Below are 19,057 nucleotides of genomic sequence, written 5' to 3'. Positions count from 1 at the left end.
GGATACATATCAGCGACTACCGCTAGCCACGCCGATATCTCACTTGCGAACAGCAGCCGGTACATACATCTGGGCTCTCTTGGAAGCCGGAGCAAGTGCAGCATCTGACAATAACCTCACGAACACAGGCGGGGACGGCCCATTGCCGACATCCAACCCGTTGTTTCGATGCTGCAGTCGCGCCCGCTTTCCTGCCATTCGCTGCAAGCGCAATATCGTGACAGGGTCGAACTCACGGACTGCAGGACGTTGCGCCCTTTTACTCGCGCGGCAAGTGCTGACGCAGAAAACGCGCGCGCGTGCGACATGGATTTCGCTGTGAGGCCTGCGTCACGAAACCGATCGTTCCTGACCAGAGCCACAACAAGTCGCACTACCTCCAGGCATTCAACATGCGTATACTTTTGCCAGTAATCCAAATCGAGAAGCGCCAACTAGGTAGTCCGGCCGCGCGGGGCTAGATAAAGCTCTAACATGCAGGAGCAAAGCCTGATGCTCAGCCGTCTTCGAAACCAACCTGCGTGAGTAGAAGCCGCTTCTTTCTGTACGTCGAAGCTGGCATTCCGACATATCGCCGGAACGCATTTCGAAAACTCGACGTTTCTGTATACCCAACTTCTCCGGCAATTTCGTCAATTGGCAGATCCGTTGTTTCCAGCATCTGCTTTGCTTCTTCGATCCGCAGTGTTTGAACATAATCAACCGGGGTTTGCCCTGTGGCTTTTCGGAAACGGCGCAAAAGGCTACGTTCAGTCAGGCCGCTTCTCGCTGCCATGGCAGCGACTGGTGTCGGTAATGCGTAGTTGTCAGCGGCCCAAACCTGCGCGTCTGCAACCAGTGCATCATCGTGCTGTGTGCCGGCCGTCAGCGAGGCATAGTGCAACTGTCCTTCCGTATGGGGCTGCAACAGATAGATCTTGGCAATGCGACGGGCCTCGTCTGGACCTGCAATGCGTCCGATCAGATAGAGCACGAGGTCACCCCAGGATGATGCGCCACCCGCTGTCACGATACGGTGCCCTTCGCCCGCAGGTACCAGAATGCGTTCGCGGCGCATTCTTATGTCGGGATACTTCCGGGCAATGACATCACAGAAACTCCAGTGGCTTGTCGCATCAAGACCATCCAGCATCCCGGCCTCGGCAAGCAGATAAGCGCCGGAACAGACCGAGGTGATCAAAGCTCCGTCATCGCGTGCTTTCTTAAGCCATGTAATCATCGGGGCGAATTCATCCGGTACACCAGTTCCTGGTGCGAAGTGAAAATCGGGAATGATGACGAGATCGGGTTTGTCAAAACTGTCCAGCGACCCATCCGGTGTGATGCGCCGTCCGTTAATATCCTGATAGGCGGCACCGTCACACGATAGCAGAGCCGCGTCAAAAACAGGTGGTCTGGGGGCCGCACCATGCAACATCTCCCAATCGCGTCCGACCGACGCCAGCGCGTCTAGAATGCAATAAGCGGTTGAGGTGCCGACACAGGGCATGGTCAGTACCGCGGTTCGGCAGGTGGATTTCTCTTGTAGCATTAGTGCGTCCGATATTCACCTATTTTGCTATTTTGGAGGCGTAGCATCACAGAACCTCGTTACGCAATACCTCGCAACTGACCAAAACGCGCACGATTGAGCGCCGCCAAGAGAGGGCGCTGGTCCGTAGCACAAGGGTGAAGGTGTCTGAAATTCACCGTTATGGACATATCTGAGCATATCGCGACTCGACCGCGGCTGCCAAACAGTCTCCAGCATTCAAGCCAAAACCCTGTCAGACCGGAGAAACCCAATGAACAAGCAACCCGCATTCACATTTGTCCGGGCAAGGTCGAGGGCTTTACCGGACACATGTGCGGTACGCTGATCGCAACTTCGCTGGCGCTCTATGTCTGAAACGGCACGGTTTTAGCATATTTGCCATATGCGTATGTCTACTATGCCTCATCCCTGTCCAACCTGCCACTGAATTGATCGCGGCTCGTAGCGTATCACACAGTCGAATCGCGAAAGGAATTAAACAATGAACAATACGATCACAGACACGAGTTCTGTACCTGAAGAGTTGACTGGCGAGACATTGTTGCCCGGTGCCGCGGGATATGACGAAGTTCGCGCCGTCTGGAACGCGATGATGGACCGACGGCCTGCAATAATCGTGTGCTGTCAGAGAGTGCAAACCTTTCAGAATGCTATGTTCGCGAATGCCTCGGCGTGATGGTGAAATCCAGGATTGTGGAATATGTCGCGCCGTCAAAAACCCATTTTTCTGCCCGCTGGACACGCTGCCTTTCTCACCACTGCGGCCGCGCCCGACAATATGGCGGCCACCCGCCAGTTTGTTGGTGTCATGGCCCCTGTCGAAGAAGAGGTGGTGGCCCGAATTCACGATGTCGATGGGACGCAGCGCTACGATTACTGCCGCTTTCACGAAGTCATGGCCGAAGACAGTGCAGTGTCCGATATTCACCGAATTGGTTCATTATCGACATACCGCATTGCAACTGTGTCAGGCAATACCCAGGCACAGAAAGCGACAAACTCGCGCGGATACGCACTTAACGATGCACCCCGATACGTCAACGGCCACGCGTGTTTGTCTTTCTTTACACATAGATCGACCGAATGGAGATGAAAATGAAACCAAGAAAACTGCCCCACCAATCAGACCTGATGTTTCTGACAGATGCCGGACTTGAAACCTGGCTCTTGTTTGAGAGGGGATTTGAAATGCCGTGCTTTGCCGCCTATCCATTGGCGCAATTTGAACAAGGTCGCGCGGCATTCAACGAGTACTTTTCCGCGATCTTTGATATCGCCCGCCAAAACGGAACTGGATTTGTTCTGGATACCTACACATGGCGAGCCAACCCAGATTGGGGCCGCGAACTTGGGCATGATCTGAGCCATCTGCGCGATGTAAACACGCAAGCCGTTGAGAGTGCAAAAAAGATGCGCGACACCCTTGGAGAGGGTTTGGAGGTGCTGGTCAACGGCATCATTGGCCCACGTGGCGACGGGTATGATCCTAAAGCCATCATGACTGAGACAGAGGCGCAGGTCTACCACGCGTGGCAGATCGATGTACTCGCCAGCGCTGGCGTTGACATGGTGAGCGCACTGACACTGACAAATGTCCCCGAAGCAATTGGGATTGCGAACGCCGCCGCGGACATCGACGTGCCATGCGTCATCAGTTTCACACTGGAAACCGACGGCAGGCTGCCCACAGGAGAGCTATTGCGAGACGCCATCACACAGGTTGATGACGCCGCCACCGTGAAGCCAGCATATTTTATGGTCAACTGCGTCCACCCCGAACACTTCGACGACTCGATCAACGAAGACGCGGATTGGAAACGCCGTATTGGTGGTTTGCGCGCTAACGCTTCGCGCATGTCACACGCAGAACTGGATTGCTGTGAAACGCTTGATGATGGCAATCCCGCCGAGTTGGGTGGGCAGTACGCACAGTTGCGAGAGGTACTACCCGACTTGCGTGTTGTCGGCGGCTGCTGTGGCACGGATCAGCGCCATCTGGCGCAAATCTGCGCGGCGCTGGCCAGATAGGGGTACCGTCCCCCAAGCATTGGAATGTCCGATACTCACCGCTTTGGGCATTTCCAAGCATATCGCAACTCAGTCGTGGGTGCCAAACCTCTTTCATAAATCAACTTTAGATCCACCCAAGCCGGAGACTCAAAATGACTATTCCCCATGCAACACAGGTCATCGTGATCGGTGCCGGATTGTCCGGCATGGCCGCGGCCACCGAACTGCTCAAGCGCGGTATCGCCGTCACCATCCTTGAGGCATCCAATCGCGTCGCTGACCCCTGGCGCGCGCGTCATCCCAAACTTCGCCTGAACATTCACCGCTATTTTTCCCGCCTGCCGGGACATATTAAGCCGCGCGCAAAAGACAGGTTTTTGCCTCGTGACGCGGTGGTTGATTATCTAAGTGACTATGCTGCAGAGCTAAAAGAACACATTGTGTTTAACACGTCTGTCTTGTCCGTGCGCCGTGATGGCGGTCTTTGGCAAATCGACACCAACAACGGCAGCTATACCTGCACTGATCTTGTTGTGGCAACTGGGCGCGAGAAAGTGCCCGAAATGCCCGTTTGGCCCGGAATGGAAGATTTCGGCGGCAAAGTGATCCACGCGGCTGAATTTGGTGATCCGTCGGACTATGACGGCAAGAACGTCGTTGTTGTCGGGGCCGGAAACTCCGGTTCGGACGTGCTGAACCACCTGTCGCGCAACAACCCCGCGCAAGTCTGGGTCGCCGTTCGTCACGGACCTTCGATCTTGCCATCTAAAATCTTTGGCTTTTCGCTGCAACGCATGGCAAACCTGTTTGCGCGTTTTCCAAAGTGGTCGCTCGATCCGATATTTGGCTTCATGCAATGGGCGTTCTTTGGCAATCTGCGGCGCTATGGCTTGCCGCGCCACAAGCTTGGCGGCGGCTCTCGCATGCTCAAGGATGGCGTGACATTTGCGCTGGATGACGGGTTTGTGGCTGCGCTGAAAGCGGGGTGCTTTGAGGCCGTGCCTCAGGTCGTTGGTTTTGGCGACTACACCGTCGAACTGGCCAATGGCCGCGAACTTCGCCCTGATGTTGTGATATGCGCTACAGGCTACAGGCCTGATCTTGAGCGGCTTTTTGGTGAACTTGGCGCACTGGATGCCAAGGGCTATCCGCGGCAACCGATGGGGCAGGAAGATGCTAATAACCCTGGCCTGTGGTTTACTGGCTATGCCCCCGTGTTTCAGGGATTTTTCCATGCCGCCGGGGTAAGCGCGGGTCGCATCGCCGCGCAGGTGGCCTCTCGCACGGCAAAGGCACCCAATACTCCGCACCAGCGGCAGGTTTCCCATCGTCCCCAGACACAGCCCCGCTTCGCAGAAGGAGCAGAACAATGAGCATCACAAACGGCACTAATCTGCCCTATGCTAAACCAACAATCTTCTACAATTTTTGGGTGCATTTTTGCATGTGGCGGGATCGGCGACGGCTTGCCCATAGGGGTCACAGGGTCGCAGAGCTGCCTCTCGGTCTGTTTCGGGATGTCGGGCTTGAACATCTGCATGATCTCAAAACCGATCCAACATTCCCGCATCGCATACTTTAGCAACGCAAATCTCATTCGCCCCAAGTCCCAAAGGAAACCACATGTCTATCTACAAGACTTGTAAATTGGCCATCGCCCCTGGATCAATCGGTTCGCTTACCGCAGCGACGCTGACGGGATACATTGCTGTAGCGGGTACTTCGCTGGCGCTGTTCTTGCTGCTGGCGCCAGGATCTACTCGGGCGGAAAACCTGATGCGAGTGCAATGGCCTGATAGTCTTCGGGACAGTGATTTCCTTTTTGAAGGCGCACCAGATGACGCTATCGTTGAGCTAGGGCGCAATCTGTTCTTTGACCCGATCCTTTCGGGCAATCGCAACATTTCCTGCGGGACCTGCCATGATCCGGCGCGCGGCAGCGGCGATGGCGTCGCCTTGTCCATAGGCGAAGGAGGGATCGGGTTTGGACCGGAGCGGCGGACCAAAGACGGCATCACCGAACGTATTCCGCGCAATGCGCAAGCGTTGTGGAACATCGGCGCCAAGGAATACCTGTCGATGTTTCATGATGGAAGAGTCGAACCTGATCCTGCGTCCACCTTTAAAAGCGGGTTCTGGACACCCGCACGCGAACATCTGCCACAAGGGCTGGATAATCTGTTGGCGGCGCAGGCCATGTTCCCGGTGCTTTCCGCCTCTGAGATGGCAGGGCAAAAAGGCGAAAATCCTGTGGCAACCGCAGTCGCCGAAGACCGCGTTACCGACGCCTGGGATCTGCTGGCAGCACGCTTGCAAGCCACACCAGAATATCAGGAATTGGCCCGCGCCGCCTTTCCCGATCTGGACGCCATCACAATGGTGGCAGCGGCCAATGCGTTGGCCGCGTTTCAGTCCCATGCTTTCCGCTCAGACAACAGCCCGTTTGATGCCTTCTTGCGCGGCGATCTTACGGCTTTGTCCGAGGACGCTCGCGCCGGGGCTGATTTGTTTTTTGGCAAGGCAGAATGTGCGGCCTGCCACGCGGGCAAATTGCTGACTGATCACGAATTTCATGCCATTGCCGTGCCGCAAATCGGACCAGGCAAGGGCCACGGAGAAGACAAGAGCCTTTGGCGGGCATCCGGGTTCGCCCGTACCACAGAGGATGAGGGCCGTTACCGTGTATCATTCGACCCGGCTGACCTCTTTGCATTCCGCACACCGTCCCTGCGGAATGTCACGCTCACGGGGCCATGGGGGCATGATGGCGCCTTTGCCGATCTGGAAATGATGGTGCGTCATCATCTCGACAGCGTGGCCTCGCTGGAGGCATATGATGCCAATGCCGCCAAATTGCCGGTCATTGACCAGTTCATTGAACAGACCGGCATTGGATCGTCTTTGATTTTTCGCCCTGTGAACCCGGAACGCCGTACGGCCTTTGATCTACGTGACACATGGGTGCAGAAATCTGATGCATTGCGTGGAAGGATTGCACAGGCAAATACCCTGGCACCCGTGACGCTGAGCGATCGCGAAGTGGCCAGAATTATGGCCTTTCTCGAAGCTTTGGCAGACCCCTCTGCCAAGGATCGTTCTGAGCTTATTCCACAAGCCGTTCCGTCGGGGTTGGCCCCGCAACCAACACCGAAATTACCGGACGGCTAAAGCTCCACGCAACAGCAACACAGCCCCAACCCCAATTCCATCGGAATTCCGGCACTCCTAGCTGCCGGTTAACCAGGCAAATTTGCCTCCTACCAACCAAAAGAGGACCACAGAAATGAAACCCGTTTTCCTTGCTAGCGCTGCCGCGCTTGCCCTCACCTCTGCGACCCAATCCGGCGCTGAGGATGCCACCAAGACCAGCTATGATCCGCCGGAAAGCATGTCGCTGACCTTTATCTTTCACATTGACGACGGCATGGCCGAACAGGATGTGTTCTATGAAAAAGTCCCGGGCTCAGGAGAGGTGTTCCGCCCAACAGCGGCGACCCGCGATATGGACGCGCCGCTCTATGCGCCGGCGGTCGAAGTAATACACAACTTTCTCGACACCAGTGACACCGGCCCATACCCCAAGGGCCGTCCGCTGGGACTAACCCTTGGTGAATGGTTCGCGGCCAACGGTAGCGGCACATACACCTGTGAAAATGGTGTCGGCACCGTCGATTTGGCCTTTGAAAACCTGATCCCGAACGGAGTTTACACGATATGGCATGACTTCATGGTCTGGCCACCAACTGACCCGTTCATCGGCACCTATGATCTGCCATTTGGCGCCCGCGATGGATCTGAAAACACCTTTATCGCCAATGCCGACGGGTCCGCTGATTTTGAGCGCACGATCACACCCTGTCTTCAGCTCAGCGGCGAACATCTTGCTGCCGACCTGGGTCTGGCGTGGCACTCCGATGGCAAGACCTATGGTCCGCTGCCGGGCGAATTTTCGACCGTCACGCATGTTCAGATGTATGTGGCGCTGCCTGAACGCACCGGTCTCTGAAGCTGCGTATTGGAGCGGGTTTTGTGCCCGCTCCGATCATTGGAAGCAGGAGCAAATTGTCATGTTATACAACACACCGCTTCCACGTCTTGCCCCGCTCAACAGATGTGAGACGCAACGATAGATGTCCGAGGCTTGCCGGACTGGTTGCCGGTTGTGCAAACCACCTCCCGTCTGGGTAAGCTATGCTACGAGGCCAAGACATGACTTCACCCGCAAGAACCGCCCCAACATGGAGCCCAGCCATGAAAATCGTCTGCATTGACCAGGATGAAACCGGAGGCTCACGATTATCCGATCATGCCTGGGTTCTTGAAGAAGGCAAATTCACGCCGCCCTCTCCATCGGGATACCGCATCTCGCCACCGTTGGACGCCGAGAGAATTCTGATGATGCATCATCCCGCAGGTTATGTGGATGCATGGCACACCGCGCCAGCCGTGGTTCTTGGGACGGTCCTGCGCGGAACCGTGCGCAAAGAAACCAGCAATCTGGATACGCGGATTTTGCAGGTTGGGGATCAGTTTCTGGCGCGTGATCTTCAGGGGAAAGGTCATCGCATGTTTGAGGTGAATGAAGGGCCTTATGATCTGGCCCTTGTTGTACTCTCACAAGCACCCGCCGCGGACGTTTGTTTCCAATGAAACTGTATTACTTCCCAGACGCCTGTTCGCTTGTCGTCAATATTGCCCTGCGGGCGGCAAACATCCCGTTTGATTTGATCGAAGTTGACTACGCTTCTCGTCAATTGCGGGATGGTTCCGACTTTTCAAAAATCAACGCAAAGGCCTATGTCCCGGCATTGGTGTTAGATGATGGGAGTTGCCTGACAGAGGTGATTGCAATTCTTGACTGGATCGATTTTAGAGCACCACAGACCGCGCTACTGGGCATGCAAGGGACCACTTTGCGACAAGAGGCCATGACCTGGCTTGCTTTTGTCGCGACAGAAATCCACAAAAGCTTTAGCCCGCTCTTTCGCCCCAACACCCCGCGAGAGTTCCTCTTGCCCGGACAACATCACTTGAAAAACCGGCTGTCGGTTATTGAAACACAATTGATGGGGCGGCAATATTTATGCTCAGATACTCCCAAAGGTGCAGATTATTACATGTATGTCATGTCACGCTGGATGTGCGACTCTGGACTTTGCACCCGGGATTGGCCTGCCATAAGAGCCCACGCAAAACGGATCGAAACGCTAACCTACGTTCAGGATGCACTTGCCTCTGACATCAGATGACACAGGGTCTGTTCTCGCAAGGCTTTTGCAAAACAAGAGAAACGAGCCATGGATATCGCAAAACTATCGGCCTGCTTAATGGGTATGGATGACGCCACCTGGCAACGGCACGCCAACCCTTTGAGTGGTTGGTCGCGCATGACAATCCTTCCGCTCTTTTGTCTGGCTATCTGGAGCCGGGCCTGGCTGGGCTGGGGCGCATCATGGCTTGTTCTGGCCGTTGTCATCTGGACATGGTTCAATCCACGCCTGTTTGGTCGACCGCAGCACCACGACGCTCGGATGACAAAAGGTGTGCTGGGTGAACGTATTTGGCTGAATCGCAACATAGCGCCGATCCCCGCCCATCATGCGAAAGTCACCACGCGATTGACATATGCCGCCGGGTTCGGGGTCGTCGTTCTCTCAGTTGGGCTTTGGCGGCTTGATTTAGGTTGGGTATTTGTAGGCTTGACGCTGGCTATCGGTGCAAAGCTCTGGTTTCTGGACCGCATGGTTTGGCTTTTGGCTGACACAAGTGATTGAGCCCTTAATCCTCATTTCTGCACACAGATCTGAGCGACTCGGCGGATCTGCTGAACTCGGCCGTCACTGTCTTATCAGCGCTTTCGCAATCTCTCGCAGATGTCTGTGTCCTGTTCCACAGCAACCGCCGAAGATGTCCATATGCGGGTAGCGTTCCGCCAGGCTGGACAGTTGTGAGCCAAGTTCGACGGGGTCGCCATCCTCAATGTGGTGCAATTTGCACAGTGCCATCTTCTCCATCTTCGACGCATTCGGGCGCACGCCGCGCAGCCGTTTCATCCATTCTCCGTTCTCAAGGGCCGGTTCATATTCAAGCGGGTGGGAGCAATTGACAATGTAGTACTCCGGCGCGGCCTTACCGGCCTGCATGTCGATTTCAATTATGGCCTCGGCAAGTGTCGGACCCGATTTCAGCCTGCACGAACTGTCGAGCGTCAAAGAAACCGACAATGGCAGACCGATCCGTTCCGCCGCGCGCAAGGCACCAACAGATTCCGCGATATTGTTGAATGTCAGGGCGCTGACAAAATCCACATCTGCCAGCTTCAATGTCTCCAGTTGAACGGAGTGATATTCTTCGGCAGACTCGACGGTGATTTCCTGGTTGAGGCTATAGGCATCGCCGCGTGGCCCAAGAATTCCCCCAATCAGTAGGTTTGGAATATCTCTTTCATACCCTTTTGAAATTTCGCGGAGAAGCTCAATTGCGGCAACATTTGCATCTGCCAAGCTTGACGCTGAATAGCCCAGTTTTGCGCCCCAGTCCGGGCTGGCGCGATAGTCAAAGCCAGTCAGAAGAAATGACAAGCCAAATTCGGCGGCAACATCAAGCTGCCGGGAAATCACCTCTCGCATTGCAGAAACAGCCTGAGGATTGTCCAGAAGCGGCAGCATTGAAAACTCAGGCAATTCAAACCCATGGCGATACATGATTTCTGTTTCTGTACCGCCTTCGGTCAGAAAGAACTCGCCGGAACCCATTGGTGGTAGTAGGGATCGAACGGTCATATTAGACCTCCGGCTGAATGTTCTGGTTAAAGCGAAACCGGTTTTCCGGGTCATATTTTGACTTGATCTTGACCAGCCGTTGATAGTTCGCGCCGAACGTTGCCCGTGTTAGCGCTTCCCCGTCTTCTCCGTGGCCGGGGAAGTTCAAATAAGCCCGACCGTGATGCCCGTAGGGTTCAGCGCTTTCCCATCCCTGACGTGACCAATCAATATTGGCGGCATCGTCCTCCGAGTCTGACCACACCCCATCCAGGGAATACATCCAGCCCATGGAGCGGTCACCAAAGGCCGTTGCCTCTGCTGCGACCTCTGCCGTGGCCCCGCCGAAGTTCCACAAAGATGAAATTGAGTTATCGGATGGGGCGGTGTTAGCGTTCTTCATCGCCAGATCAATCATCTCATCCGACAATTCCGTCAGGTAACGCGCCTTCCAGTAGCACCGATATTCTCCGGCTGGCATTAGCGTGTCAAAGAGTTGTTGCACATCGCAATAGTTCATTCGGCCCGAGAAGTCGGTCACCATATTGCCGAGTTCGCGAAGGGGTTGCAGCAGCGTCTCTCCCTCGGCCGCATCTCCGTTATAGACACAAGCCAGAGTGTAGACGCGCTTGCCCCAGAACTCTTCAGGGAAATCTTCACCTCCTGCCGTCGAAAACTCGCACAGAGATCCAACAAGATCACCGTGTTTCGCCAGAAAATCACGCCATGCCCGAATGGGCTTTGGTCCATCCTCAACCGCATAGATCGGGGCAGCGAACATGACCTCAGGTCCGATCGGGTGCAGGGCGAACTCAAAACGAACGACCACTCCAAAGTTGCCGCCACCGCCCTTGAGTGCCCAGAGCAGTTCAGGGTTTTCTTTTGCATTCGTGTGAACCAACCTGCCATCGGCGGTCACCACATCTGCTGCAACAAGATTATCGATCGACAACCCATGCTTGGCCCTCAGCCAGCCGATCCCACCTGACAGGGTCAATCCGGCGACACCGGTATCCGAGATCAGGCCACCGGGTGTTGCCAAACCATGGGCCTGGCTTGCGGCGTCCACATCGCGCCAGAGTGCCCCGCCTTCCACCGATGCGATACGCTTGTCGGCATCCACGGTCACATTGCGCATAAGGCTAAGGTCGATCATCAACCCATCGTCACCCACCGCATGGCCCGCTACATTATGGCCACCTGAGCGGATAGATATCGGCAGATCGTTGTCGCGGGCGTGATTGACGGCCGCTATGACCTCATTCGCATTCCGGCAGCGCACGATCATTGCAGGATGCCGGTCGATCATCGCGTTCCACACGGCGCGTGCATCATCATACTCAGCCGAGTCGGGCATCAATGTCTCAGCATTGAGTCCGACAGGTGATAAATTCTGGTCTGTATCCATACTGTTCATAATGCAGTTCCCTTTGCGATCTTCTGGAATGCTATTCCACTGGCGGCACTCACATCAGTGGCAAGATGGTCAAAGATGCGGCATACTGGACAAACGAATATGGCAAACTGGCCAAAACAGTGCCATTTCAGACAGGACCGCCAAATGAACACAGCCAAAAAACCGCTCATCGTGTTGCTCGCCGCGCCGGAAACATCGGCATCAGTCCTTTATGGGCTCTATGATGTCCTGATGTCCGCAGGCGCGGTTTATCCGGATATGGTAACTGGTGCGCCGGGCGACGAAATGCTTGATGTCCGCATCGTATCTGCCGATGGCAAGCCGTTCCACTGTATCGGTAACATCCCGGTGGAACCTCAAAGCGCCGTAGGCGAAATCGGCAAAGCGGATGCTGTTGTGATCTGCGACATGTACACGTCGATCTACGATGTCCCAAATGGTCGTTATCCCCGCGAAGTCGACTGGCTCAAGCGGATACACCAAGCTGGGGCCTTGCTGACATCTGTATGCTCAGGGTCTCTCTTGTTGGCAGAATCCGGGCTGTTGAATGGTCACCAAGCCACTGCACATTGGGCTTATCGCGACATGTTCCAACGGCATTTTCCGAAGATCACGTTTCGCAATGAATCAGTGCTTTGCCTGGCAGCCGAGGCTGACCGGATCGTAACAGCCGGTGGGGTCACCGCCTGGCATGACCTCACAGTCTATCTGATTGCACGATACTGTGGTTACCAAACCGCGATTGAAACCGCCAAGGTCTTCCTGTTCAGCGGGCACGCCGAAGGTCAGTCACCCTATTCGGTGATGACCCGCCCGATGGAATCAAACGACGGCCCGATCTCTGATTGCCAGGTGTGGATCGCGGATCACTACGCCTCTGCCAAACCGGTTGAAAAAATGGTTGAGCGGTCGGGGTTGAATGCACGGACCTTTTCGCGAAGATTTCGCACGGCGACAGGTTTTGCCCCGATCGAGTATGTTCAGGCGCTTCGAGTCGAAGAAGCCAAACAAATGCTGGAGACTGATGAGCTTTCAAATGACGATGTCGGAGCAGCTGTTGGATATGAGGATCCGGCATCCTTTCGGCGCGTATTCAAACGCGGCACCGGTTTGTCGCCGGCGGCATACAGGAAGAAATTCCAGCGTATCTCTCAAATCGCCCGCACATATTGAGTGAGCTTAGACCTAAAATTGGCCAGAGAATTTTCGCACTAGAAAAGGACGGCCCATTTTAAACATTCGAGCAAAGCACAATTTTTAAGGACCGCTTCCGCCGAGCTGACCTCGGTACATTGCGCAAAATCGGACGGCTACGGCCCTTCGCAAATCAGCGGGAATGCACCGACTTCTGGTATCGTGAGTGTACCCACGGTGACGAAATCGTCACCTTCGACGGCTGTTATCAATCGAACCGAGGCAACGATCCGGCTGTATTCAGGATCGGCGAAGTCGATGACAGTGTGCATATCGATATCGGCCCCCTGTGCCACGATGATTGGTATCGCACCATCGACCTCTGTTAGGCTCCAGTGTTTGCCGTCTGCGTGAATGGTCGCACTCACCACTGCGAGACCAGGGACAGTTCCCAATCCGACACCAACAACTGTGCCTGATCCATCAGGGGCTTCGCAATACAACTCAACTGTTGCGAATGCCGAGGTTGCCGAGAGGAGTGCGAAGAGCACTAGTGCAGTAGTCCTGATCATGAACATTCCCCTTGGTTCGCAATCCATTAAAAATACATCTTAGGTTCACTGTTCTCAACAAGCGCTTCTCAACGCGAGCCAAAGACAAGGAAACGCCGGCACCAGCAGACCCTTACCTCGCCCCAAATTATAGACCTCGCACGGCTGGAACTTGACTGGTTCCTGTAAGAATCTGCGCACTGGAGCGGACAATCAGCTTCAGCGCAGCAGCCGAGGCATTAATGCCCCAGGCTGCGACGTGGCCGGCCCAGAGCTGCCGTCCACCCTAAGCCCGCGATGCCGCGGTCGCAGCTCGCATTCGGACATTCGCGGCATCAGCGAAACCAAGGCTGATTCAAATTGACCTTTGCACACCCAAATCGGGACTATGATTGGGCTAGGCTATTTTTGCTAAAAGAAAATCGGCAATTCGCGCGCGGTGACCAGCCAAGGCTGGTCACTGCCAGCGTGCAGTGTGCATCAATTGTTCGCGGTAAGCGGGTCGATGATTTGATGAACCTCGGTTATCTTCCCTACTGGAATCCCCGACAACTCAGAATGCTGCTGAATCTCGGCTTCGCTTTCAGCCAGATAGATGCAAAATGTCTTGTCTCCGGCAACATAGGAATGTTGCCATTGAATTGACGGGCCGACGTCGGCAAGGGCTTTATTTGAAGCACGCGATGCGGCGCAAAGCTCGGTCAACGAAAAATCTCCGATGCCAGGAATGTCCCGTTCGATTACAAATCTCTTCAGCATATCTGTACCTCCGTTTTGCCGTGTACAGAGATTGTGGCACTCAGACTTCAAGATTCCGAACCAAATTTTCTTTGCTGAACTAAAGAATAGCTGGCGCAGTAGTGCAGAAATTTGCACCATCGAAAGAAAATCTTTATCAAACTCCCATGGCGACGCACCTCAAATCTCTTCAAGCTATCGAAGTAGCCCTTCGAACCGGCTCGCTAAAAGCAGCCGCCAACGAATTGGGGATCACCCCAGCTGCGGTTGGTCAGAGGATCCGGGTGCTGGAAGATTACCTTGGAACAGACCTTTTGGTCCGTGGACGGTCGGGTTTACACCCAACACCCGAACTGGCAGGGGCACTGACGGATCTTCGTGCTGCATTTTCGGCACTTGAACGCGTATCGACTGCGCTCGATTTTCAGCGAGTTAGCGAAATTCACATCGTTGCCGACCCGGATTGGTCCGAATTGTGGCTGGCACCTCGGTTACCGAGATTTAGAGAAAACCATCCAAACATTCTCTTTTGCATAAACGGAGCGGGTGACGTTCCGATGCGGCTGGGAGCGCCAGATATCCGCGTTGAATACGGCGGATGTGAAAAAGGGGAGCCGCTCTTCTTGGACTATCTCGTCCCGGTATGCAGTCCAGACAACTTACGCAGAATAGCTGACTACGACACCAAGCACGAAATGGAAGGGATGCCGCTTCTTCATTTGGAGGAGCACAGAAGCAAGGAAGACAGGCCAGGATTTCGCGAATGGTTCCAAACTTTCGGAATGCGGCGTACTGGCGCTGACCGAGGACCGTATTACAAGCGAGCGGAGATGGCCCTTGAAGCGGTGAGAGAAGATGTGGGTTTTCTCCTTTGCGGCGCTTCGTTGATAGAGAACGATCTAGAAGAAGGGTCCTTGGTGCTTCCCTATCCAATTGGAAAAGGACTCTCAGCGCCAAACCCATTTCGGATTCACTTGCGAGAACAAACGTTGCAACGTCCCCAATTGCGCCGTTTCGTAGATTGGCTCAAGCGTGAGGCCACCGAAACCCAAGAACGGATTAATGGTTACAAGAACAAAAGTAAGGGTTTGCAGATCAACGGTTAGGGTTCACAGTTGACTTCGGAGGCAGTGCAGAATTCCCACTGCCCCACATTTGACGGATCACACGAGCGGCCCACAGATGCCGTTGATCCACTACCTATGTTGCCGCGGTGCGGCCCGTTGAGGCTGCCATTCGCTGCGGGTGCAAATTTCAACTCAGACTGATCTCGGGAATATTGGGACTTTTGCCTGGCGTCGCATTGAGAACAGACACGCAATTGGCGATATTTCTACATGATGAGATGACCACCCTTAATTCCATACCTCAATCAACAGATCGCATCCTTGTCGGTGTTGCACTGATGCTGGGATTTTGCCTGACTGCTCCTTTGCTGGATGTAGCTGCGAAACTCGCATCGGCGAGTGTGCCAGTTGGGCAGATTACGGCTGCTCGCTTTGTGGTGCAGTGCACGTTGATGGCGCCGTTTGTCTGGATTATGGGACTGTCGTTGCGTGTGGCGCGAGGTGATTTGATGGTACTCGTATTCCGCTCTTTACTCTTGCTGTTTGCGACGTTTTGTTTCATTGCAGCAATCCGTGTGATGCCACTTGCCGATGCGTTGGCAATCGTATTTGTGGCCCCGTTCATAGTCTTGTTGGTCGGCAAGTTTTATCTTGGTGAAGATGTCGGCCCTCGTCGTGTCGGGGCGGCTCTTGTAGGGTTTGTTGGGGTATTGTTCGTCATCCAACCCAGTTTCGCGGCTTTCGGCGCGGTTGCCATAATTCCGCTGGGTACGGCAGTTGCCTTCGCTTTCTACATTCTTGTGACGCGGGGATTGTCGCGTCGGATGCACCCGGTGGCCCTGCAATTCCACACCGGCCTGATTGCCAGCCTGTTTTGCATTCCAATCTTAATAGTTGCGCAAGGTTCCGGCTCTGATCTGTTCGATCCCGTTTGGCCGACAGATATCGCGTTGTTATGGCTTCTGGGCGCTGGCTTTTTCGCGACGGTGAGCCACATGATGATGACCTATGCACTTTCATTTGCGCCTTCTGCGACATTAGCTCCACTGCAATACTTTGAACTGCCGGTGGCGACCCTGTTCGGTTATCTTGTTTTTAGTGACTTCCCAAACACGCTTAGCCTGATTGGTATTGCCATCATCATCAGTGCGGGGCTGTACATGATACATCGCGAAAGAGTTGTGGCCAGGCAGTTGGTTACGGAGCGCGCAGCGCCTCCAGTCTAAGGCTGCACGCGCTCAAACTCTTGGCTGACCTCGACGGAAAGAGAGGTGTCTGTCTGGTATCCGTCTCAGCTCAAGGAATGTTCCACATACGGGTATCGCGGTCGGGTCGTTTTTTTAAGTAGCTAGGTCGGTGGCAGTGAATTCTTACGTGTTGCTTACCAAGTAAATTACACTCGACAATGAACCTCATCAGGCATTGAATCTGGTCGGCGGGCCTGGCCCTGGACAGTATTCAAATAGCAGTTTTGGCCGAAGGGATACGAAAGTGTCAGACCTATTCGATCCGTTTCAATTGAAACACTTGGCTTTGCGCAACCGTATCGTGAGCACATCCCATGCACCGAATTTTGTCGAAGATGGTCACCCCCGGGACCGTTACAGGTTGTATCACGAGGAAAAAGCAAAGGGCGGAGTCGCGCTGACTATGGTCGGCGGGTCGACCAATATTGCACCTGATAGCCCATCGGTGTTTGGCCAGCTCTATGCAGGTGATGATAGTATAATCCCATGGTTCCGGAAACTGACGGATGGTGTTCATGAACATGGTGCCGTGATCATGTGTCAGATCACCCATATGGGGCGCCGCACAGCATGGGATGATGGGCACTGGTTACCGGTTCTGGCCTCTTCCGGTATCCGCGAACGCGCTCATCGCGCCTTTCCAAAAGTGATGGAGCAAGAGGACATCGACCGCGTGATCGGTAACTTCGTATCTGCTGCGCGACGCTGTCAGCTGGGCGGGTTCGACGGGATCGAGATTCTGTCTCACTCTCACCTTTTGGGGCAGTTCCTGTCCCCGCTGACCAATCAACGGGACGATGAATATGGTGGGGCGTTGGAAAACCGAATGCGTCTGACCCTGCAAGTTCTTGACGCAGTACGCGCTGAAGTTGGCTCTGAGTTCATCCTGTCGATGCGCATCACCGGCGATGAACTGACCGAAGGAGGGCTGAGCGCCGAAGATTGCGTTGCCGCCGCCCGGATGCTGGAAAGTTCCGGCCATGTCGACCTGCTCAATATCCTCACCGGCGCGCCTTACGATGATCTGGGTTTGGCTGAATGGGTTCGCCCCATGGGCCTGCCGGCGGCTCCACATATCACCGTGGCTGGGCGCATCCGTGATGCCGTCGAGTTGCCGATCCTGCACGCAGGAGGGATTGCGGATTTTGCCACGGCCCGCCACGCGGTCTCCGGCGGCCATGTTGATCTGGTGGGCATGACCCGCGCACAGATGGCTGATCCCCATCTGGTGGAAAAACTCGCGCGCGGGGAAGAAGAGCGTATCCGCCCTTGTGTCGGCTTGGGCTACTGCGTGGACCGGGTCAATCAGGGCAAACCTGCCGTTTGCGGACACAACGCTGCGACGGGGCGGGAGCAGACATTGCCTCATGTCATCACGCTAAGCGACACCCGAAAGAAAGTAGTTGTCGTCGGTGGCGGGCCCGGTGGAATGGAGGCCGCGCGGGTCAGCGCCTTACGCGGTCACGAAGTCGTGCTGTTCGAGGCGTCGGATCGGCTGGGCGGACAGTTGGTTCTGGCCGCCAAGGGGATGACGCGCAGACAGGTATGGGGCGTCGCTGACTGGTTGATTTCCGAGGTGACGGTGCTTGGCATCGATATCCGCGTGAACACCTATGCCGAGGCCGATGACGTGCTGTCCGAAGCCCCCGATGTCTTGATTATTGCGACAGGCGGCTGGCCCGAACCTTTGGCTATTCCCGGAGGTGATCTGACGATCTCCAGCTGGGAGATATTGTCCGGTGGGGCACGTGTCTCGGGCGAGGTGCTGTTGTTTGACGAGGTCGGCGACCACCCTGCGGCCGTCACGGCCGACGCGTTGGCAGGCAATGGTTGCAGTGTCAATCTCGTGACCCCGGACCGGGCAATTTTGCATGACCTTGGCCCAACGACCTCTGCCGTCGCCTTACGCGATCTGGGTGCCAATGGAGTTACCTTCACCTGCTTGCAAGAGCTCACCTCCCTGGTGCGCGAAGGTGTTCGAGTTCGCGCCAGCCTGCGTCATGTGTTGACGGGGGATGTCACTGAACGTCTTGTTGATCACGTAGTCGTCGAACATGGCCTGTCCCCGATGGCCGAACTCTATCACGACCTCAAACCACTCTCGCGCAACCTTGGGCAGGTTGAACACACGGCGCTCATTGGCGGGACGTTTCCATTTGTTGACACCAATCAGAACGGCCAATTCTATTTGGCGCGCATTGGCGACGCAGTTACAAGTCGAAATATGCATGCCGCAATTCTCGATGCCTTGCGGGTATGTGCTCCAATCTAAAAGAAATCATGCTCATTTGCCGATCAATGATGGGAGCAGATCATCAGTTTTGGCGCAGCGAATGACTGGGAAACACCCGCGCTCACAGGTTTAGGACGGCCCTGAATCCGGACCCAGAAGGCCTGCACTGCTTCGCTCAAAGCGGCCCATTCCGGACATTCATCGGCTCATAGCCTGCCGCATTGCAGCTTCACCGAACCGGACCTTCGCCGCGCGCGCAAAATCTGGAAGTGACCGAACACATGGTCTGCGGACAAAGCCGTTGCAGGCCTGTCAGGCAGAGATCATGACCTCGCCCTCAATTTCCATTGCGAAACCGAGCGGTA

Annotated in this window: 19 protein-coding genes; 14 read left to right on the top strand and 5 right to left on the bottom strand. The window is 55.1% G+C overall.

The annotated features are described in order from the left end of the window. Positions 1-496: 496 nt before the first annotated feature. Entirely contained in the window at positions 497-1,531 is a 1,035-nt protein-coding gene (locus AC2FEB_RS22690) for a GlxA family transcriptional regulator (RefSeq protein ID WP_496677496.1), read from the bottom strand. 484 nt (positions 1,532-2,015) lie between these two features. Between AC2FEB_RS22690 and AC2FEB_RS22685 the strand changes: the two genes are divergently transcribed. The 10 genes from AC2FEB_RS22685 (at position 2,016) to AC2FEB_RS22640 (ending at position 9,318) form a co-directional block, all read left to right on the top strand. Continuing rightward, entirely contained in the window at positions 2,016-2,210 is a 195-nt protein-coding gene (locus AC2FEB_RS22685; protein WP_496677540.1) for a hypothetical protein, read from the top strand. Beyond that, positions 2,153-2,554, top strand: coding sequence for a hypothetical protein (locus AC2FEB_RS22680; RefSeq protein ID WP_496884396.1), 402 nt, complete (start codon positions 2,153-2,155; stop codon positions 2,552-2,554). Before AC2FEB_RS22685 ends, AC2FEB_RS22680 begins: the two co-directional genes overlap by 58 nt. Positions 2,555-2,629: 75 nt before the next feature. Then, positions 2,630-3,562, top strand: a complete 933-nt coding sequence (locus AC2FEB_RS22675; protein WP_496677502.1) for a homocysteine S-methyltransferase family protein — start codon at positions 2,630-2,632, stop codon at positions 3,560-3,562. A 134-nt stretch (positions 3,563-3,696) separates the two neighbouring features. Next, the gene (locus AC2FEB_RS22670) at positions 3,697-4,917 is read left to right on the top strand and encodes a flavin-containing monooxygenase (protein ID WP_496677504.1); all 1,221 of its coding nucleotides are present in this window, start codon (positions 3,697-3,699) and stop codon (positions 4,915-4,917) included. Next, the gene (locus AC2FEB_RS22665; RefSeq protein WP_496884395.1) at positions 4,914-5,126 is read left to right on the top strand and encodes a hypothetical protein; all 213 of its coding nucleotides are present in this window, start codon (positions 4,914-4,916) and stop codon (positions 5,124-5,126) included. Before AC2FEB_RS22670 ends, AC2FEB_RS22665 begins: the two co-directional genes overlap by 4 nt. A 41-nt stretch (positions 5,127-5,167) precedes the next feature. Further along, positions 5,168-6,712, top strand: coding sequence for a cytochrome-c peroxidase (locus AC2FEB_RS22660; protein ID WP_496677507.1), 1,545 nt, complete (start codon positions 5,168-5,170; stop codon positions 6,710-6,712). A gap of 115 nt (positions 6,713-6,827) precedes the next feature. Then, positions 6,828-7,550 carry a hypothetical protein gene (locus AC2FEB_RS22655; protein WP_496677510.1) on the top strand — a complete coding sequence of 241 codons (723 nt, stop codon included), beginning with the start codon at positions 6,828-6,830 and terminating at the stop codon, positions 7,548-7,550. A 245-nt stretch (positions 7,551-7,795) separates the two neighbouring features. Continuing rightward, positions 7,796-8,194: a cupin domain-containing protein gene (locus AC2FEB_RS22650; RefSeq protein WP_496884394.1), complete on the top strand. Its 399-nt coding sequence runs from the start codon at positions 7,796-7,798 to the stop codon at positions 8,192-8,194. Then, positions 8,191-8,793, top strand: a complete 603-nt coding sequence (locus AC2FEB_RS22645; protein ID WP_496677516.1) for a glutathione S-transferase N-terminal domain-containing protein — start codon at positions 8,191-8,193, stop codon at positions 8,791-8,793. The genes AC2FEB_RS22650 and AC2FEB_RS22645 overlap by 4 nt, the downstream gene beginning before the upstream one ends. 48 nt (positions 8,794-8,841) lie before the next feature. Then, on the top strand, positions 8,842-9,318 hold the full coding sequence (locus tag AC2FEB_RS22640) for a DUF6653 family protein (protein ID WP_496677519.1): 477 nt from the start codon (positions 8,842-8,844) through the stop codon (positions 9,316-9,318). A gap of 63 nt (positions 9,319-9,381) precedes the next feature. Here the strand turns inward: AC2FEB_RS22640 and AC2FEB_RS22635 are convergent, their stop codons facing one another. Continuing rightward, positions 9,382-10,326 (bottom strand): homocysteine S-methyltransferase family protein, encoded by a 945-nt coding sequence (locus AC2FEB_RS22635; RefSeq protein WP_496677522.1) that lies wholly within the window; start codon positions 10,324-10,326, stop codon positions 9,382-9,384. Between the two features lies 1 nt (position 10,327). Continuing rightward, entirely contained in the window at positions 10,328-11,662 is a 1,335-nt protein-coding gene (locus AC2FEB_RS22630) for an FAD-binding oxidoreductase (protein WP_496677525.1), read from the bottom strand. Between the two features lie 204 nt (positions 11,663-11,866). On the opposite strand from AC2FEB_RS22630, the gene AC2FEB_RS22625 reads away from it, so the two are divergent. Then, positions 11,867-12,895: a GlxA family transcriptional regulator gene (locus AC2FEB_RS22625; protein WP_496677528.1), complete on the top strand. Its 1,029-nt coding sequence runs from the start codon at positions 11,867-11,869 to the stop codon at positions 12,893-12,895. A gap of 137 nt (positions 12,896-13,032) precedes the next feature. Here the strand turns inward: AC2FEB_RS22625 and AC2FEB_RS22620 are convergent, their stop codons facing one another. Both AC2FEB_RS22620 and AC2FEB_RS22615 read right to left on the bottom strand, forming a co-directional pair. After that, positions 13,033-13,428, bottom strand: a complete 396-nt coding sequence (locus AC2FEB_RS22620) for a hypothetical protein (protein ID WP_496677530.1) — start codon at positions 13,426-13,428, stop codon at positions 13,033-13,035. 459 nt (positions 13,429-13,887) lie between these two features. Further along, positions 13,888-14,166, bottom strand: a complete 279-nt coding sequence (locus AC2FEB_RS22615) for a DUF4242 domain-containing protein (RefSeq protein ID WP_170727540.1) — start codon at positions 14,164-14,166, stop codon at positions 13,888-13,890. A 101-nt stretch (positions 14,167-14,267) separates the two neighbouring features. Between AC2FEB_RS22615 and AC2FEB_RS22610 the strand changes: the two genes are divergently transcribed. The 3 genes from AC2FEB_RS22610 (at position 14,268) to AC2FEB_RS22600 (ending at position 18,731) form a co-directional block, all read left to right on the top strand. Further along, complete coding sequence (locus AC2FEB_RS22610; RefSeq protein WP_496677532.1) at positions 14,268-15,251, top strand: LysR substrate-binding domain-containing protein; 984 nt, start codon at positions 14,268-14,270, stop codon at positions 15,249-15,251. 239 nt (positions 15,252-15,490) lie between these two features. Further along, positions 15,491-16,438: a DMT family transporter gene (locus AC2FEB_RS22605; RefSeq protein WP_496884397.1), complete on the top strand. Its 948-nt coding sequence runs from the start codon at positions 15,491-15,493 to the stop codon at positions 16,436-16,438. A 265-nt stretch (positions 16,439-16,703) separates the two neighbouring features. Further along, positions 16,704-18,731, top strand: a complete 2,028-nt coding sequence (locus AC2FEB_RS22600) for an oxidoreductase (protein ID WP_496884393.1) — start codon at positions 16,704-16,706, stop codon at positions 18,729-18,731. The last annotated feature ends 326 nt before the right edge of the window (positions 18,732-19,057 follow it).

It is taken from the genome of Ruegeria sp. YTSC106, from assembly GCF_059609765.1.
This window is presented reverse-complemented; position numbering and strand designations above follow the sequence as displayed.

What these genes read in the sequence shown, in the direction of transcription:
- AC2FEB_RS22650 (WP_496884394.1), top strand. Translation starts at nt 7,796, where the DNA reads ATGAAAATCGTCTGCATTGACCAGGATGAAACCGGAGGCTCACGATTA.
- AC2FEB_RS22660 (WP_496677507.1), top strand. Translation starts at nt 5,168, where the DNA reads ATGTCTATCTACAAGACTTGTAAATTGGCCATCGCCCCTGGATCAATC.
- AC2FEB_RS22690 (WP_496677496.1), bottom strand. Translation starts at nt 1,531, where the DNA reads ATGCTACAAGAGAAATCCACCTGCCGAACCGCGGTACTGACCATGCCC.
- AC2FEB_RS22655 (WP_496677510.1), top strand. Translation starts at nt 6,828, where the DNA reads ATGAAACCCGTTTTCCTTGCTAGCGCTGCCGCGCTTGCCCTCACCTCT.
- AC2FEB_RS22640 (WP_496677519.1), top strand. Translation starts at nt 8,842, where the DNA reads ATGGATATCGCAAAACTATCGGCCTGCTTAATGGGTATGGATGACGCC.
- AC2FEB_RS22665 (WP_496884395.1), top strand. Translation starts at nt 4,914, where the DNA reads ATGAGCATCACAAACGGCACTAATCTGCCCTATGCTAAACCAACAATC.
- AC2FEB_RS22685 (WP_496677540.1), top strand. Translation starts at nt 2,016, where the DNA reads ATGAACAATACGATCACAGACACGAGTTCTGTACCTGAAGAGTTGACT.
- AC2FEB_RS22675 (WP_496677502.1), top strand. Translation starts at nt 2,630, where the DNA reads ATGAAACCAAGAAAACTGCCCCACCAATCAGACCTGATGTTTCTGACA.
- AC2FEB_RS22605 (WP_496884397.1), top strand. Translation starts at nt 15,491, where the DNA reads ATGACCACCCTTAATTCCATACCTCAATCAACAGATCGCATCCTTGTC.
- AC2FEB_RS22615 (WP_170727540.1), bottom strand. Translation starts at nt 14,166, where the DNA reads ATGCTGAAGAGATTTGTAATCGAACGGGACATTCCTGGCATCGGAGAT.
- AC2FEB_RS22670 (WP_496677504.1), top strand. Translation starts at nt 3,697, where the DNA reads ATGACTATTCCCCATGCAACACAGGTCATCGTGATCGGTGCCGGATTG.
- AC2FEB_RS22645 (WP_496677516.1), top strand. Translation starts at nt 8,191, where the DNA reads ATGAAACTGTATTACTTCCCAGACGCCTGTTCGCTTGTCGTCAATATT.
- AC2FEB_RS22630 (WP_496677525.1), bottom strand. Translation starts at nt 11,662, where the DNA reads ATGCCCGACTCGGCTGAGTATGATGATGCACGCGCCGTGTGGAACGCG.
- AC2FEB_RS22635 (WP_496677522.1), bottom strand. Translation starts at nt 10,326, where the DNA reads ATGACCGTTCGATCCCTACTACCACCAATGGGTTCCGGCGAGTTCTTT.
- AC2FEB_RS22620 (WP_496677530.1), bottom strand. Translation starts at nt 13,428, where the DNA reads ATGATCAGGACTACTGCACTAGTGCTCTTCGCACTCCTCTCGGCAACC.
- AC2FEB_RS22625 (WP_496677528.1), top strand. Translation starts at nt 11,867, where the DNA reads ATGAACACAGCCAAAAAACCGCTCATCGTGTTGCTCGCCGCGCCGGAA.